The following is a 14,389-nucleotide window of genomic DNA, read 5'->3' as shown; positions in this document are numbered from 1 at the left end:
CGCTAGCACAGCACTGGAACGAACGCTCTATTCAATCCACCGGCTAGACTCGCCGCCGTGAACTCCGCGAACTCCGTGAACCCCGTGAAGACCACCACCGGCACCCGCGAGCGGATCGTCCGGGCCACCTCCCGGCTGCTCCAGCGCCAGGGGTTCGAGGGCACCGGCATCAAGCAGATCTCCCGCGAGGCGGAGGCCACCCTCGGCTCCGTCTACCACTTCTTCCCGGGCGGGAAGCAGGAACTGGCCGCCGAGGCGATCCGCCACGGGGACCAGGAGTTCGCCGCGATGCTGCGCGAGGGGCTGGACAGCGCCGCCGACCCGGGCGAGGCGATCACCGCCTGCACCCGCCTGCTCGCCGAGGCCCTGCGCGCCTCCGACTGGCAGGACGGCTGCCCGATCACCACCACCGCCCTGGAGACGGTCGGCCGGGCCCCGGTCATCGAGCAGGCCGTCGCCGAGGCGTTCGCGCACTGGCGCGCCATCGTCGAGGAGAAGCTGCACGGCTCGGGCATCGCCCTCGCCGACGCCCGCGAACTCGCCGCCACCGTCATCAACACCCTGGAGGGCGCCGAACTCGCCGCCCAGGTCGCCCGCAGCGAGGAGCCCCTCCACCTGACCGGCCGCCACCTGGCCCGCCTGATCGGCACCTACCGGCCGCGGGCCTGAGCAGACGCGAGCGCGAACAGGCCTGGCAACCCGCAAGGGCGCGCAGACGCAAAAAACGGCCGACGTGGCGGGGGATCCCGTCCCACCACGTCGGCCGTCGTTCCGGCCGGTCACTTCGACGCCCCCCGTCCAGGGCAATGGGTTACGGGGGGGTGGGTGCCGGCGCAGCGCCGAGGCGCCGGCACCCTGGCGTCGGGCCCCACAGCGAACCCGTGCCGGCCGGAGTTTCAGGGCGTGTCGCGCAGGTACGCCTCCGCCGCGACCGCGAGGTCCTCCCAGGCCATGCCGACGCTCTTGAAGAACCTCGGCCGGTCGGTCGGCACCGGAGCCTCGCCGCGCACCAGCTCGGCCAGGTTCCACAGGGTGTCGGCGCCGGTCACGCCCGCCATCAGCAGGTCGCCGGCCTCGCGCAGCGCGACCGAGCGGGCCTCCACGTAGAGCGCGGACCGGCCGACCAGCACCTCGTCCACCTCCCGCGCGTCCACCTCGTGCGAGCCGACCGCCGCCACCGCCGCGTGGTCCGGCACCAGCGCGCCGTCGAACAGCGGGGTGCGCGCGGTGGTGCAGCAGACCACCAGGTCGGCCCCGGCCACGTCGGCCGGGGTGCCGACGGCGGCGTCCAGGCCGCGCGCCCGGGCGTACCGGGCCAGCGCCTCGGCGGGCTGCTCGCTGCGGGCGACCACGGTCACCCGGGTCAGCGGGCGGATGCCGAGCAGCGCGTCCAGGTGGCCGTACGCCTGCGGGCCGGAGCCGAACAGCACCAGGTGCCCGGCCTGCGGCACCGCCAGCCGGTCCAGGGCGACGGCGGTGACCGCGGGCGTGCGCAGCGAGGTGAGTCCGATGCCGTCCAGCAGGGCGAGCGGCTGCAGGGTCGGACCGTCGAGCAGCAGGTAGCTGCCGGTGATCCGGGGCAGCCCGGCGGCCGGGTTGGCGGGGGCGACGCCGGCGATCTTCACCCCGGTGTAGCGGGCGGAGGCGGCCGGCATCATCAGCAGTTCCCCGGCCGGCACCGGCACCGCCGAGCGGGCGGGCGCGGCCTCCGGGTCCAGTCCGTCGAGCAGCACCTGCTCCAGCGCCCGGACCGCCTCGGCGGGCGTCAGCCCGATGGCGGCCGAGGTGAGTACGCCGGTCGGGCCCGGCGCGGCGGACTGGAGCGGCTCAGTCGCCGCGCCGGGCGGTTCCGGGGCCGGGACGGCGGCCGGGGCAGCGGCCGGAAACGTCCTCAGGTCCCCGCTCACAGCAGGAACCCCGTACCGAGGGTGTCCTGCGGGTCGAGTACGAAGCGGTGCTCGCCGGTGCGGTGCGCGGTGCCGGTCACCTCGGTGACCACGCCGTCGCCCCACGGGTCGCCGCCGGCCAGCACCCGCCCGCCGAAGACGGTGCCGACGATCGACTCGTGGCGCAGCTCCGCGCCGGGCGCGAGACGGCCCTCGGCGGCCAGGACCGCCAGCCGGGCCGAGGTGCCGGAGCCGCACGGCGAGCGGTCGATCTGGCCGTCCGCGAAGACGGTGACGTTGCGCTGGTTCAGCCCGCCGTTCTCCGAGGCGAGTTCGTCGTACAGGATGACCCCGTAGACGCCGGACAGCCGCGGGTCCACCGGGTGGCGCACCGCCTCGGTGCCGGCCAGCGCGGCCCGGATCTCGCGTCCGATCGCGGTGAGCTCGGGCAGCTGTCCGAGGCTCACCGAGAGGCCGAGGGCGGCGGCCGGCACCGAGGCGTAGCAGGCGCCGGAGTGCGCGACGGCCACCTCGACGGTGCCGCGCGAGGTCTCCACCGGCAGCTTCAGCTCGCTCACCCAGGAGGGCACGTTGCGGAACGTCACCCCGGTGGTCCGCCCGGCGGCCCGGTGGACCAGCGCGGTGACCCGGCCGGAGGGCACGTCGATCCGCACCCGGGCGACGCCGTAGTCGGGCGCCGTGACGAGCCCGGAGTCGACCGCCCAGGCGCCGAGCGCGATGGTGCCGTGGCCGCAGGCGGTCGAGTAGCCGTCCTTGTGCCAGAACAGCACACCGAGGTCGGCCTCGTCGTCGTCCGGCGGCACCAGGAAGCCGCCGTACATCCCGGCGTGGCCGCGCGGCTCGCGGGTGAGCAGCTGCCGGACGTCGTCCAGCGTGCTCGGCCGGGGCGCGGTCGCGGTGCCGCCGGCGCCGATCGCGATGGCCCGCCGCTCGGCGACGCTGTCACCGGGGACCGCCGGGGCGCCGGCGACCACGATCCGGAACGGCTCGCCGGCCGTGTGGTAGTCGACGGTGTCGACGTGCAGGACCTCGCCGTCGGTGGGGGCCGTCATCAGGCACCCCCGCCCGGCAGCAGGGTGACGGTGCGGCTCTGGGTGTAGAAGTCCAGCGCCGCCCGGCCCTGCTCGCGGGCGCCGTGGCTGGCGCCCTTGGCACCGCCGAACGGCAGGTGGAAGTCGACGCCGCTGGACGGCGCGTTGACCCGGATCATGCCCGCGTTGAGCCGGTCGGCGGCGGCCAGCGCCGCGTCCAGGTTCCGGGTGTGCACCGAGGCGGACAGCGTGTACGGGGTGTCGTTGGCGAGCGCGATCGCCTCGTCCAGATCAGCCGCCTCGTGCAGCAGGGCGATCGGGCCGAAGAACTCCTCGCGGCGCAGCGGGTGGTCCTCCGGCACCCCGGCGACCAGGGTCGGCTCCAGGTACCAGCCGTCCCGCTGGGGCGCGGCGCCGCCGGTCAGCACCTCGGCGCCGGCCTCCCGGGCGGAGGCGACGGCCGCGGTGATCTCGTCCCGGGTGGCCTCGTTGATGACCGGGCCGCAGGAGGTGTCGTCGACCTGGGCGAGCGCCTTGACCAGGGCGGCGCGCAGCGGCTCGTACGCCGCGCCGACCGCGACCACCCGGCTGGTGGCGGTGCACTTCTGGCCCGCGTAGCCGGCGATCGCGTTGGCGAGGTGGGCGGCGGCCTGGTCGATGTCGGCGTCCGGCAGGACGATCCCGGTGTTCAGCCCGCCGAGCTCGGCCTGCACCGGGGTGCCGCGCTCGGTGGCGGTGCGGACGACCTGGCGGCCGACGCCGGTGGAGCCGGTGAAGGAGACCACGTCGGCCGAGCCGACCAGCGCGGTGCCCTCGGCACCGCCGCCGGGCAGCACGGTGAAGACGTCCGCGGGCAGCCCGGCCCCGGCGACCAGTTCGGCCAGCTTCAGGGCGCAGCCGATCGCCTCCGAGGAGGGCTTGAGGACGACGCTGTTGCCGACGGCCAGCGCCGGGGCGGCCTTCCAGGTGGGGATCGCCAGCGGGAAGTTCCACGGCGTGATCAGCCCGGCGACCCCGTACGGGCGGCGGCGGGTGAGCAGCAGGCCGGGCCCGCCGGCGGTCTCGTGCACCTCGCCGGAGGCCGCGTACGGCGCCTGCGCGTAGTAGCGCCAGATCGCGGCGGTGCGGGCGACCTCGCCGCGCGCCTCGGCGATCGGCTTGCCGACCTCGCGCACGACCAGCTCGGCCAGTTCCTCGGCGTGCGCCTCGATCGCCTCGGCGACCCGGGTGAGCGCGGCCGAGCGGGCGCCAGCGCCGGCGGCGAGCCAGCCGGTCTGCGCGGTCCGGGCGCGGCCGACGGCGGCCTCGACGGCTTCGGTACCGGGGCGGGGGGCCTCGGCGACGAGGTCCGTGGGGTCGGCGGGGTTGTACGAACGGATCGTCACTGCGGGGAGCCCTTCGGGGGATTCGACGGGAGGGGGGAGCGGGAGGGACGGCGGCTCAGAGCAGGAAGCCGGCCGGGAACGGGTCGCTGGGGTCCAGGAAGTACTGGGCGGTGCCGGTGACCCAGGCCCGCCCGGTGACGGTCGGCACCACCGCCGGACGCCCGGCCACCTCGGTCTCCTCGACCAGGCGGCCGATGAAGGTGGTCCCGATGAAGGAGTCGTTGCGGAAGTCCCGGTCGAGCGGCAGCTCGCCGCGCGCGTGCAGCTGGGCCATCCGGGCCGAGGTGCCGGTGCCGCAGGGCGAGCGGTCGAACCAGCCGGGGTGGATGGCCATCGCGTGCCGGGAGTGCTCGGCGGTGGAGCCGGGGGCGAGCAGCTGGACGTGGTGGCAGCTGTGGATGGACGGGTTCTCCGGGTGCACCGGGCGGTCCGGGCCGGCGTTGATGGCGTCCATCAGAGCCAGGCCGGCGTCCAGGATCTCCTGCTTGCGCTCCCGCTCGAACGGCAGGCCGAACTCGGCGAGCGGCAGGATCGCGTAGAAGTTGCCGCCGTAGGCGAGGTCGTAGCTCACCGTGCCGTGGCCGGGGACCTCGATCTTCTGGTCCAGCGCCACGGAGTAGGAGGGCACGTTGCGGATGGTGACCGCCTTGGCCGCGCCGTTCTCCACCGCGACGTCCGCGATCACCAGGCCGGCCGGGGTGTCCAGCCGGACGGTGGTGACGGGCTCGACGACCGGCACCATGCCGGTCTCCACCAGCACGGTGGCCACGCCGATGGTGCCGTGGCCGCACATCGGCAGCAGGCCGGAGACCTCGATGTAGAGCACGCCCCAGTCGGCGTCCGGCCGGGTCGGCGGCTGCAGGATGGCGCCGCTCATCGCGGCGTGGCCGCGGGGCTCGTACATCAGCAGGGTCCGGAACTCGTCCAGGTGCTGCTGGAAGTGCACCCGGCGCTCGGCCATGGTGGCGCCGGGGATCACACCGAACCCACCGGTGATGACCCGGGTGGGCATGCCCTCGGTGTGCGAGTCGACGGCGTGGAAGACGTGACGGCTGCGCATCTGCTGACGCTCCGTGGGGTGGTGGGCGGGTGGTGGACGGCGCTCCGTGCCGGGTTCCGGTCCAGGGGCCGGCTGCCGCCGCAGCCGGCCGTCCCGGACACCGGAATCACGGGGTTCGGATCAGGCGAGGCCCTCGGCCAGCGCCTTCTCCGTGGCAGCGCGGACGGCCGCCTCGATCTCCGGGGTCAGCGGCAGGCGCGGGGCCCGGGTCGGACCGCCGGGGCGGCCGGCGATGTCCATGGAGAGCTTGATCGCCTGGACGAACTCGGTCTTGGAGTCCCAGCGCAGCAGCTGGTGCAGCGCCTTGTACAGCGGCAGCGCGGTGCCCAGGTCGAGGGCGGTGGCGGCCTTGTACAGCGCGACGCTCGCCTCGGGCAGCGCGTTCGGGTAGCCGGCGATCCAGCCGACCGCGCCGGCCAGGGCCAGCTCCAGCAGCACGTCGTCGGCGCCGATCAGCAGGTCGAGGCCAGGGGCCAGCTCGGCGATCTCGTACGCCCGGCGGACGTCACCGCTGAACTCCTTGACCGCGACGATCGAGCCCTCGCCGTGCAGCTCGGCGAGCAGCGACGGGACGAGGTCGACCTTGGTGTCGATCGGGTTGTTGTAGGCCACGATCGGCAGCCCGGCCTTGGCGACCTCGGCGTAGTGCGCGCGGACGGCGGCCCGGTCGGCGCGGTAGGCGTTCGGCGGCAGCAGCAGCACGGAGCCGGCGCCGGCCTCGGCGGCCTGCTCGGTCCAGCGGCGGGACTCGGCGCTGCCGTAGGCGGCGACACCGGGCATGACCCGGGAGCCGTCCCCGGCCGCCTCCACGGCGACCTCGACGACCTTGGCGCGCTCCTCGGCGGTGAGCGTCTGGTACTCGCCGAGCGAGCCGTTGGGCACGACGCCGTCGCAGCCCGACTCGATCAGCCAGCGGACGTGCTCCGCGTAGGCGTCGTAGTCGACGGAGAGGTCCGGGCGCAGCGGGAGCGTGGTGGCGACCATGATGCCGCGCCAGGGCCGGGTGGTGTCGTGCAGGGTCTGGGACACAGGTGACTCCTTGGTGAGGTGTGACATTTTATTAGAGGGCGCGCGGCGGAGACAAGGGCCCTCGCCGGGCGATTTCGGACGGACCGGCCCGGGCCGGGACCGATCGGGCCCCGGTCCGGAACCGGAAGGACCTCAGTCCTCCCCGTCCTGCTCGTTCCGCCCGTCCTGCTCGGCCGCGAGTTGTCCGAGCGGAACGGGACAGGAGAGCGGCCGGCTGTCGGCGCGGACCTCCGCACGGTCCGCGCCGCCCGCCAGGCAGGCGACCGCCGCACCGCACATCCGCCCCTGGCACCAGCCCATTCCGGCCCTGGTCAGCAGCTTGACGGTGCGCGCGTCGCCCGCGCCCAGCTCGTCCACCGCCTCGCGGATCCGGCCGGCCGGGACCTCCTCGCAGCGGCAGACGTCGGTGTCCTCCCGCAGCCAGTCGGTCCAGCCCGGGCCGGGCCGGTGCGCGGCGGCCATCAGTTCGGCGAAGGCCCGCAGCCGGGAGCGCCTGCGCAGCAGCGCGGTGCGCACCGGCCGGTCGGCGACCGCGTGCGCGGCCAGCTCGCCCTCGGCGATCGCCAGGTCGGCGCCGCCGACCCCGCAGGTCTCGCCGGCCGCCCAGAGCCCGGGGACGGTGGTCCTCAGGCGGGCGTCGACCCTGAGCGCGGCCGTGCCGTCGGGCGTGGTGCGGGTGGCCGCGCCCAACTCGGTGGCCAGCTCGATCTGCGGGATCAGACCGTGACCGACGGCGAGCGCGTCGCACTCGATCCGCCGCTCACTGCCGGGGACCGGACGCCAGTCGGCGTCCAGTCGGGCCACCGTGACGGCGGTGACCCGGTCGGTGCCGTGCGCCTCGACGACCGCGCTGCGCGGCCGCAGCCGCACGCCGTGCCGCAGCAGCGCGGAGCCGTGCCCGGCGCCCTCGACCAGCTTGGCCGGGACGGCGGCCAGGACGCCGGGGCGCCGGGCGTACCCGAGGTACGCGGTGGCCTCGACCACCGCGGGCACCTCGGCACCGGCGGTGACCAGGGAGGAGGCCGCCGCGAGCAGCAGCGGGCCGCTCCCGGCCACCACGATCCGCCGGCCGGGCAGCACCAGGCCGGCCTTGAGCATGGCCTGCGCGCCGCCGGCGGTCACCACCCCGGGCAGGGTCCAGCCGGGGAAGGGCAGCTGCCGCTCGTAGGCGCCGGTGGCGAGCAGGACGGCGGCGGCCCGGACGGTGGCCCGGTCGTCGGCGTCCGGTCCGGTGGTGGCGTGCAGGCGCCAGTCGCCGTCGCCGGCGCGCTCCAGCGCCCACACCTGGTGGCCGGAGAGCAGCCGGACGCGGCCGGTCTCGCGGTGGACGGCGAGCCGGTCGGCCAGGCCGGTGTAGACGGACCAGCCGTGGTGCAGCCGGTCGGGCCGGTTGGCGCCGAGGCCGGGCGCGGGGTGGCGGTAGTACTGCCCGCCGGTGCTCCGGCCGGCGTCGACCAGGGCGCAGCGCAGCCCGAGGTCCGCGGCGGTCACGGCGGCGGCGAGGCCGGCCGGACCGGCGCCGATCACCGCGAGGTCGTACCGCGCGTCGGCGGCGGATCCGGAGCCGTTCGCGGGCTCAGACGTCGAGGTCGGCACGGCCGTGGCCCTCCTGGGTGGTGACGGTGGTGCCGGGCTCGGCCGGCAGCAGGCAGGTGCGCTGGTTGGGCCGCCCGTCGACGGTGGCCAGGCAGTCGAAGCAGGCGCCGATCCCGCAGAACGCCCCGCGCGGCTTGCCGCCGACCCGGGTGGTGCGCCAGGCGAGCACGCCGTCGGCCCACAGGGCGGCGGCGATGGTCTGCCCGGGCAGCGCGGGCACGGGCCGGCCGTCGAAGTCGATGGTGTGCGCGGGCGCGGGCTCGGCCCGGACCAGCTCCGCGGGGGTGCGGCTACGGCGCATGGGGGGATCTCCGTTCAGCTCATGAGCCGATCGTGGGGTGGGCGGACCGCGCGGGCGGCCTCAGGCGGCGTCCTCGGCCGGGAAGCGGTCGGGCCGGAAGGGCGCGAGGCCGAGGTCCGGCTCCTTTCCGACCAGCTGCTGGGCGATCAGCAGCCCGGTGGCCGGGGCCAGGCCGATGCCCGCGCCCTCGTGGCCGCAGGCGTGGTAGAGCCCGGACACCCGGGGGTCGGCACCGATCGCCGGCAGGTGGTCCGGCAGGTACGGACGGAAGCCGCGGTAGGCGCGCATCACGTTCACCCCGGCCAGCACCGGGAAGAGCGCGGCCGCCTGGGCGGCCAGCCGGTGCAGCACCTCGACCGAGAGCGTCCGGTCGAAGCCGACCCGCTCGCGGCTGGCGCCGATCAGCACCGGCCCGCCGGGCGTCCCCTCGACCACGGCCGAGGTCTGCAGCGCGGCGGAGCCGCTGGCCACGTCGGCCACGTAGTCGGCGGCGTACACCTTGTGCCGGACGATCCGCGGCAGCGGCTCGGTGACCAGCACGAACCCGCGCCGCGGCAGCACCGGCAGCCCGACCCCGGCCAGCGCGGCCAGCTCGCCGCCCCAGGTGCCGGCGGCGTTGACCACGGCGGGCGCGTCGAGCCGCCGCCGCTCGGTCTCCACGCCGCGCACGGCGCCGTCGCTCCCCAGCCGCACGGCCCGGACGGCCTCGCCGAGGTGCAGCCGCGCCCCGGCGAGGCGGGCGGCGCGCAGCAGGTGGGCGGCGGCCAGCGCGGGCTGGACCTGGGCGTCCTGGGGGTAGTGGAACCCGCCGGCCAGACCGGGCGCGAGGTGCGGCTCCAGTTCGTTCAGCCGCTCGCCGGGGATCTCCTCGGCGGTGACGCCGACCTCGGCCTGCGCGGCCGCGAAGGCGCGCAGCGCCTCCTGCCGGGCGGGCGTGCCGGCGACCACCAGGCCGCCCTTGGCCTCGTACTCGACGGCGGCGCCGAACTCGTCGGAGAGTTCGCGCCACAGGCCGGTGGAGTACAGGGCGAGGTCGAGCTCGGGGCCGGGTTCCTTGTCGGAGACCAGCAGGTTGCCCTCGCCGGCCCCGGTGGTGCCGCCGGCGACCGGGCCGCGGTCGACGACGTCGACGGCGAGGCCGGCCCGTGCGGCGTAGTACGCGCAGGCGGCACCGACGACACCGGCACCGACCACCACGACGTCGGGGAGTCTCTGGGAGTGGGACACGTCAGTAATATGTCACATGCCATCGAACCTGCCAAGACCGCCGGGCCAAAACCGCGAAAAGCACCGAAAAGCCCCGGCCCGCCGCTGGGAGGCGGCGGGCCGGGGCCGGGACCGGTGGGTCTCAGAAGGTCGGGCGGATCAGGTGATGTCGTCCATCTGCTCCTGGCGGGCGGCCGGCACCGGGGCGGAAGCGCTCGGGGTGCCCGAGGCCTCGATCGCCTCGGCCCCGGCGACCGGTGCCACCGAGAGGTCGACGTCCGAGGCCTCCTCGTCGCTCAGCGCGAGGTCCGGGTTGCGCCGGGCCCTGCGCCGGTCGTTCACCATCGCCACGCCCACCGCGAGGAAGTACAGGCCCCAGATCGGCGCGGCCAGCGCCAGCATGCTGAGCGGGTCGGCGCTGGGCGTCGCGAAGGCGGCGAACACGGTGATGCCCATCACCATGCCGCGCCACCAGCCCAGCAGCCGCTTGCCGGTGACCATGCCGACCAGGTTCAGCATGACCAGCAGCAGCGGGAACTCGAAGGCCAGGCCGAAGACCAGGACCAGCCGGGTGGCGATGTCGAAGTAGTCCGCCGGCGGCAGGATCGGCGTGGTCTCGTCCGGGGTGAACGAGATCAGCACCTCGACGGTCAGCGGCAGCAGCAGGATCGCCAGGGTCACACCGGCCAGGAACAGCGGCGCGCCGCACGCCATGAAGATGACCGTGTACTTGCGCTCGTGCTTGTGCAGGCCCGGCGCCACGAAGGCCCACAGCTGGTACAGCCAGATCGGGACGGTGGCGACCACGCCCACCGTCAGGGCGACCTTGAGCATCCAGTTGAAGCCCGCGGTCAGACCGATGGTCGAGACCTGCGCGCACCTGCCCTTGGTGGACTCGATGGTGTCCGGGGTGCACTGGGGCAGCGGCTTGAGCAGCAGCGTCTCGATCTGCTTGTGGAAGATCAGCGCGACGATCGTGATCACCACGATCGCCAGGACCGACTTGACCACGCGGTTCCGCAGTTCCCGCAGGTGGTCGGCGAGGGCCATCCGCCCCTCGGGATCCTTGGGCGTCTTCGACGCCTTGGTGAGCTTGCTCAACCCCGGTCCTCAACTCGTGCGTCGAGGCCCGCCGGTCGACGGGCCTCCAGTGGTCGCGCGTGCGCGCTCAGCGCGCCCCGCCGTCCTGCGCGGACCGCCCGGCGGGCTGCTCGCTCACCGGACGGGCGGTCGCGGACGCGCCCGGAGCGGACTGGATGGTCTTCGCCGTACCGCCGTCGGCGACCGCCGGGGCGGGCGGCACCGCGGCGTCGGCGGTGCCGTCGGTGCGCATCGCCTTGGCCTCGCTCTTGAGGATCCGTGCCGACTGGCCCAGCGAACGCGCCAGCTCCGGCAGCCGCTTGGCCCCGAAGAGCACAATGGCAATGACCGCGACCAGGAGGATCGCGGTGAACGAGACCCGCATGCTCGACCACCTTCAGTCTTGGCGGCACCCGACGGGCCGCCCGCTGCGGGGATGGTAACCGCTGCGGGTGACGCCGTGACGACGGCCGCCCGAACAGGACAGCGGCCCCCGTTCGCGCTCAGGAGCCATCTGAGAGCGTAACGCGCCACCGCCCGCGCGCAGCAGCCCCCGGTACCCCCTGTTCGACATTGCCGGCAGGTCGGCGGCGGGCCGCCGCGCTCCGTGCGCCGGGGCGGACGCCCCGTACGCCCGGCCCGCGCGGCCCGCGCCCCGTCAGGAGCGGCCCGCCGCCGTGGCCGCGAGGTCGCCGGCCGCCTCGGCCAGCGCCCGCGAGGCGGCGTCCACGCCCTTCGCCAGCGCCCGCACGTCCAGCCAGAGCCGGACCGCGAGGACACCCAGCACCAGCAGGCCGGCGGTGGCGAGGAGGACGGCGGCGACGAGCATCCAGGACATGCCCCCACCCTAGCGGGCCCCGCTCACCCCTCGGCCGGCACCAGCCGCATGGTCCGCACCCCGGCCCCGGTCAGCGCCGCGACGATCTTCTCCCCTGCGGGCTTGCGCACCGCCGCCCCGCACAGCGGGCACCCGAAGCTGTAGTGCGTCTGCGCCGCCGTACGGCCGAAGGTGAGGCGGAACGCCTCGACCGGCAGCTCCACCTTCTCCCGGCACTCCGAGCAGTACACCTTGAATCTGGTACCGGGCTCCACGGCTCAGACCTGCCCCTCCCCGTAGTGCGCCAGCGCCTCCAGCGCCGCCGCGCGTGCCTGCTCCGCCAGCTCCGGCGGCGAGACGATCCGCCCGTCGCGGCCCAGCCGCAGCACCAGCGGACGCAGCTGCGAGGGGTCGGCGCTGCGCAGGGTGATCCGCAGACCGCCGTCCGGCAGCTCCTCGGCCCGGTCGTGGGTGTAGTACTCGGCGACCCAGCGGCCGCCGGAGGAGACCTCGACGACCACCTCGGGGTCGTCGGCGGAGGGGTTGACCAGCCCGCCGGAGAGGTCGCGCGGCTCGCGCTTGGGCGGGTCGGCGGGGACGTCCAGGACCCTGATCTCGGCGACCCGGTCGAGCCGGAACATCCGGTGGTCCTCGGAGGTCCGGCACCAGGCCTCCAGGTAGGTGTGTCCCTCGGTGAGCAGCCGGATCGGGTCGACCTCGCGCTCGGTCATGCCGCCGCGGCCGTGCGAGTAGTAGCGCAGCCAGAGCCGACGGCCCTCGCTGAGGGCACGGTCGATGTCGGCGAAGACGTGGCTCTCGGCCTCGAAGGTGACGCCGACCCGGGCGCTGCCCTCGGCACTCTCCCCCGCCGCGTTCTCGATCTTGGCGACGGCCCGGGTGAGCGCCTCGCGGTCGCCGGCCCGCAGGCCGGGCAGGCCGGCCACGGCGCGGGCGGCCACCAGCAGCGCGGTCGCCTCGTCGGCGGCCAGCCGCAGCGGCTGGGCGACGTCGTCGACGTTGTGCCACCAGATCCGCTCGCCGTCGGTGTCGATGTCGAGCAGGTCGCCGCCGCGGAAGCTGGTGCCGCACATCGGCAGGACGTTGAGGTCCCCGATCAGCTCGCGCTCGCTGATGCCGAAGGCGCGGGCCACCTCGGCCACCTCGGCGCCGGGGCGCTCGCGCAGATAGGTGACCAGCGACAGCATCCGCCGGGTCTGGTCGATCGCGTTACTCATGCGGCCACCTCGCTACGCTCGGCAGGCGCTGCGCACAGGACGCGCCTTCCGGTGATCCGCTCGCTTCGCTCGCTCATGCGTCCACACTCTCCACCACGGTGCCGGCCACCGCGCGCAGCCGGTCGATGACGTCGGCCCGCAGCTCCTCGGGGCCGACCACCAGCACGTCCGGCCCGAACTCGGCGAGGTCGGCGCCGAGCCCGTTGCCGTACGGGATCTCCAGCTCGTCCCAGCTGTCGTCGGCCCGCCGGGTGGCGAGCGCCTTGGTGCGCAGCGGGAAGCCCGCGCCCCGGCGGACCCGGACCACGGCGGTGGCGGTGGCGCCCTCACCGGCGAACTTGGCGACGGTGGCCCGCACGTCGACGTGCTCGGGGACGGCGCCGAGGAAGGCACCGGAGCGGGCGCGGACCTTGCCGGTGATCCGGCTGAGCCGGAAGACCCGGGCGTCCTCGCGGTCGCGGTCCCAGCCGGCCAGGTACCAGTGGCCGCGCCAGCACTCCAGGGCCCAGGGTTCGACGGTGCGCTGCTCGACGGCGGCGGCGCCGGCCTTGCGGTACTCGAAGGTGACCGGGCGGCGGTCGCGGGCGGCGGTGAGCAGCGGCTCGAACGCGGCCTCGCGGGCGGGGATGCGCGGTTCGAGGGCGGGGCGGCGCTCGGTCTCGGTGAAGGGGATGCCGGCGGCCCGCAGCTTCTGGAGCGCGCCGCTGGCGGCGCCGCTCATCTTGGCCTGCTGCCAGACCCGGGCGGCGAGGGTGAGCGCGGCCGCCTCCTCGGCGTCCAGGGCGATCTCCGGCAGGCGGTTGCGGTCGGCGCGGGCGAGGTAGCCGAGCTCGCCGTCCAGGGCGTTCTCGTCGACGTCGATGACCAGTCCGAGTTCGCGCAGGTCGTCCTTGTCCCGCTCGAACATCCGGTTGAAGGCTTCCTCGCTGCTGTGCTGCCAGGCTTCGCGGTAGGCCTCGATGGACTCCCGCAGCTCCTTCTTGGAGAGCGGACGTCTGGTGTTCATCAGGCACAGGGCGAGATTCATCAGCCGCTCTGCCTTGGCGATCGCCATCGCTGACCCTTCCGGTGTGCCGCGCAGCGCGCGGGGTGCGCCCGCCGGGGCGTCGTGGACCCGGCGGGACCGACCGTACCGGTAGCGGTACGCACTGCAAAAGCCGAGTCCACGAAGACGTGGGGCCGCACCCCGCGTGCGGGGTGCGGCCCTGGCGATCAGCGTCCTCAGACGGAGATCAGGTCGACCACGAAGATCAGGGTCGAGCCCGCCGGGATGAGCGGGCTGGGCGACTGGTTGCCGTAGGCCAGGTGCGGCGGGATGACCAGCTCGCGGCGGCCGCCGACCTTCATGCCGGCGACGCCCTGGTCCCAGCCCTTGATGACCCGGCCGCCGCCGAGCGGGAACTTGAAGGTCGAGCCGCGGTTCCAGCTGGCGTCGAACTCCTCGCCGGTCGCGAAGGTCACGCCCACGTAGTGGACCTCGACGACCTGGCCCGGCTTGGCCTCCTCACCGGTGCCGACGGTGATGTCGCGGATCTTCAGCTCGGTCGGCGCGTCGCCGACCGGGAAGTCGATCTCGGGCTTGCTCACTAGTGCCTCATCTCACGGTTGGTTCGGTCCATGACCAAGCGGCGGGGGGGGGGGCCCCCCCCGGGGGGGGGCCCCCGGCCGCGGGGCCCCCCCCCCGGCCGGCCCCCCCCCCCCCGCCCGGCCCGGCCGCACCCCCCCCCCCCAAATCGCCCGCC

16 protein-coding genes are annotated in these 14,389 nt (G+C 75.2%); 1 reads left to right on the top strand and 15 read right to left on the bottom strand.

What is annotated here, in order from left to right:
- Window positions 1-57 precede the first annotated feature (57 nt).
- Window positions 58-669 carry a TetR/AcrR family transcriptional regulator gene (locus tag ABT093_RS33505; protein ID WP_350570785.1) on the top strand — a complete coding sequence of 204 codons (612 nt, stop codon included), beginning with the start codon at window positions 58-60 and terminating at the stop codon, window positions 667-669.
- A gap of 227 nt (window positions 670-896) precedes the next feature.
- Here ABT093_RS33505 and ABT093_RS33500 read toward each other — a convergent pair whose 3' ends face one another.
- The 15 genes from ABT093_RS33500 to ABT093_RS33430 form a co-directional block, all read right to left on the bottom strand.
- Complete coding sequence (locus tag ABT093_RS33500) at window positions 897-1,907, bottom strand: ornithine cyclodeaminase family protein (RefSeq protein WP_502884375.1); 1,011 nt, start codon at window positions 1,905-1,907, stop codon at window positions 897-899.
- Window positions 1,904-2,959 carry a proline racemase family protein gene (locus ABT093_RS33495; RefSeq protein ID WP_350570784.1) on the bottom strand — a complete coding sequence of 352 codons (1,056 nt, stop codon included), beginning with the start codon at window positions 2,957-2,959 and terminating at the stop codon, window positions 1,904-1,906. Before ABT093_RS33495 ends, ABT093_RS33500 begins: the two co-directional genes overlap by 4 nt.
- On the bottom strand, window positions 2,959-4,323 hold the full coding sequence (locus ABT093_RS33490) for an aldehyde dehydrogenase family protein (protein ID WP_350570782.1): 1,365 nt from the start codon (window positions 4,321-4,323) through the stop codon (window positions 2,959-2,961). Before ABT093_RS33490 ends, ABT093_RS33495 begins: the two co-directional genes overlap by 1 nt.
- Before the next feature lie 55 nt (window positions 4,324-4,378).
- A complete protein-coding gene (locus ABT093_RS33485; RefSeq protein WP_350570781.1) occupies window positions 4,379-5,383 on the bottom strand; it encodes a proline racemase family protein in 1,005 nt (334 codons plus the stop codon).
- Between the two features lie 120 nt (window positions 5,384-5,503).
- Window positions 5,504-6,367 carry a dihydrodipicolinate synthase family protein gene (locus ABT093_RS33480; protein WP_502884377.1) on the bottom strand — a complete coding sequence of 288 codons (864 nt, stop codon included), beginning with the start codon at window positions 6,365-6,367 and terminating at the stop codon, window positions 5,504-5,506.
- 177 nt (window positions 6,368-6,544) lie between these two features.
- Window positions 6,545-8,008, bottom strand: coding sequence for an FAD/NAD(P)-dependent oxidoreductase (locus ABT093_RS33475; protein ID WP_350570779.1), 1,464 nt, complete (start codon window positions 8,006-8,008; stop codon window positions 6,545-6,547).
- Complete coding sequence (locus tag ABT093_RS33470) at window positions 7,989-8,309, bottom strand: (2Fe-2S)-binding protein (RefSeq protein ID WP_350570777.1); 321 nt, start codon at window positions 8,307-8,309, stop codon at window positions 7,989-7,991. Before ABT093_RS33470 ends, ABT093_RS33475 begins: the two co-directional genes overlap by 20 nt.
- A 60-nt stretch (window positions 8,310-8,369) precedes the next feature.
- Window positions 8,370-9,536 carry an NAD(P)/FAD-dependent oxidoreductase gene (locus ABT093_RS33465; protein ID WP_350570776.1) on the bottom strand — a complete coding sequence of 389 codons (1,167 nt, stop codon included), beginning with the start codon at window positions 9,534-9,536 and terminating at the stop codon, window positions 8,370-8,372.
- A gap of 138 nt (window positions 9,537-9,674) precedes the next feature.
- On the bottom strand, window positions 9,675-10,565 hold the full coding sequence (tatC, locus tag ABT093_RS33460; RefSeq protein ID WP_502884376.1) for a twin-arginine translocase subunit TatC: 891 nt from the start codon (window positions 10,563-10,565) through the stop codon (window positions 9,675-9,677).
- A 118-nt stretch (window positions 10,566-10,683) separates the two neighbouring features.
- Window positions 10,684-10,980, bottom strand: coding sequence for a Sec-independent protein translocase subunit TatA (gene tatA / locus ABT093_RS33455; protein ID WP_350570774.1), 297 nt, complete (start codon window positions 10,978-10,980; stop codon window positions 10,684-10,686).
- Between the two features lie 273 nt (window positions 10,981-11,253).
- Window positions 11,254-11,433, bottom strand: a complete 180-nt coding sequence (locus tag ABT093_RS33450; protein WP_350570772.1) for a hypothetical protein — start codon at window positions 11,431-11,433, stop codon at window positions 11,254-11,256.
- Window positions 11,434-11,456: 23 nt separating this feature from the next.
- Window positions 11,457-11,687 (bottom strand): hypothetical protein, encoded by a 231-nt coding sequence (locus ABT093_RS33445; RefSeq protein ID WP_350570771.1) that lies wholly within the window; start codon window positions 11,685-11,687, stop codon window positions 11,457-11,459.
- Between the two features lie 3 nt (window positions 11,688-11,690).
- Window positions 11,691-12,647 carry a helix-turn-helix transcriptional regulator gene (locus ABT093_RS33440; protein ID WP_350570770.1) on the bottom strand — a complete coding sequence of 319 codons (957 nt, stop codon included), beginning with the start codon at window positions 12,645-12,647 and terminating at the stop codon, window positions 11,691-11,693.
- 73 nt (window positions 12,648-12,720) lie between these two features.
- Window positions 12,721-13,701, bottom strand: coding sequence for a helix-turn-helix transcriptional regulator (locus ABT093_RS33435; protein ID WP_350570769.1), 981 nt, complete (start codon window positions 13,699-13,701; stop codon window positions 12,721-12,723).
- A gap of 167 nt (window positions 13,702-13,868) precedes the next feature.
- Window positions 13,869-14,234 (bottom strand): FKBP-type peptidyl-prolyl cis-trans isomerase, encoded by a 366-nt coding sequence (locus tag ABT093_RS33430; protein WP_350570767.1) that lies wholly within the window; start codon window positions 14,232-14,234, stop codon window positions 13,869-13,871.
- Window positions 14,235-14,389: the final 155 nt, after the last annotated feature.

The sequence above is a fragment of the Kitasatospora sp. NPDC002551 genome, assembly GCF_040296005.1.
In the GTDB taxonomy this organism is placed as follows: Bacteria; Actinomycetota; Actinomycetes; order Streptomycetales; family Streptomycetaceae; genus Kitasatospora.
This window is presented reverse-complemented; position numbering and strand designations above follow the sequence as displayed.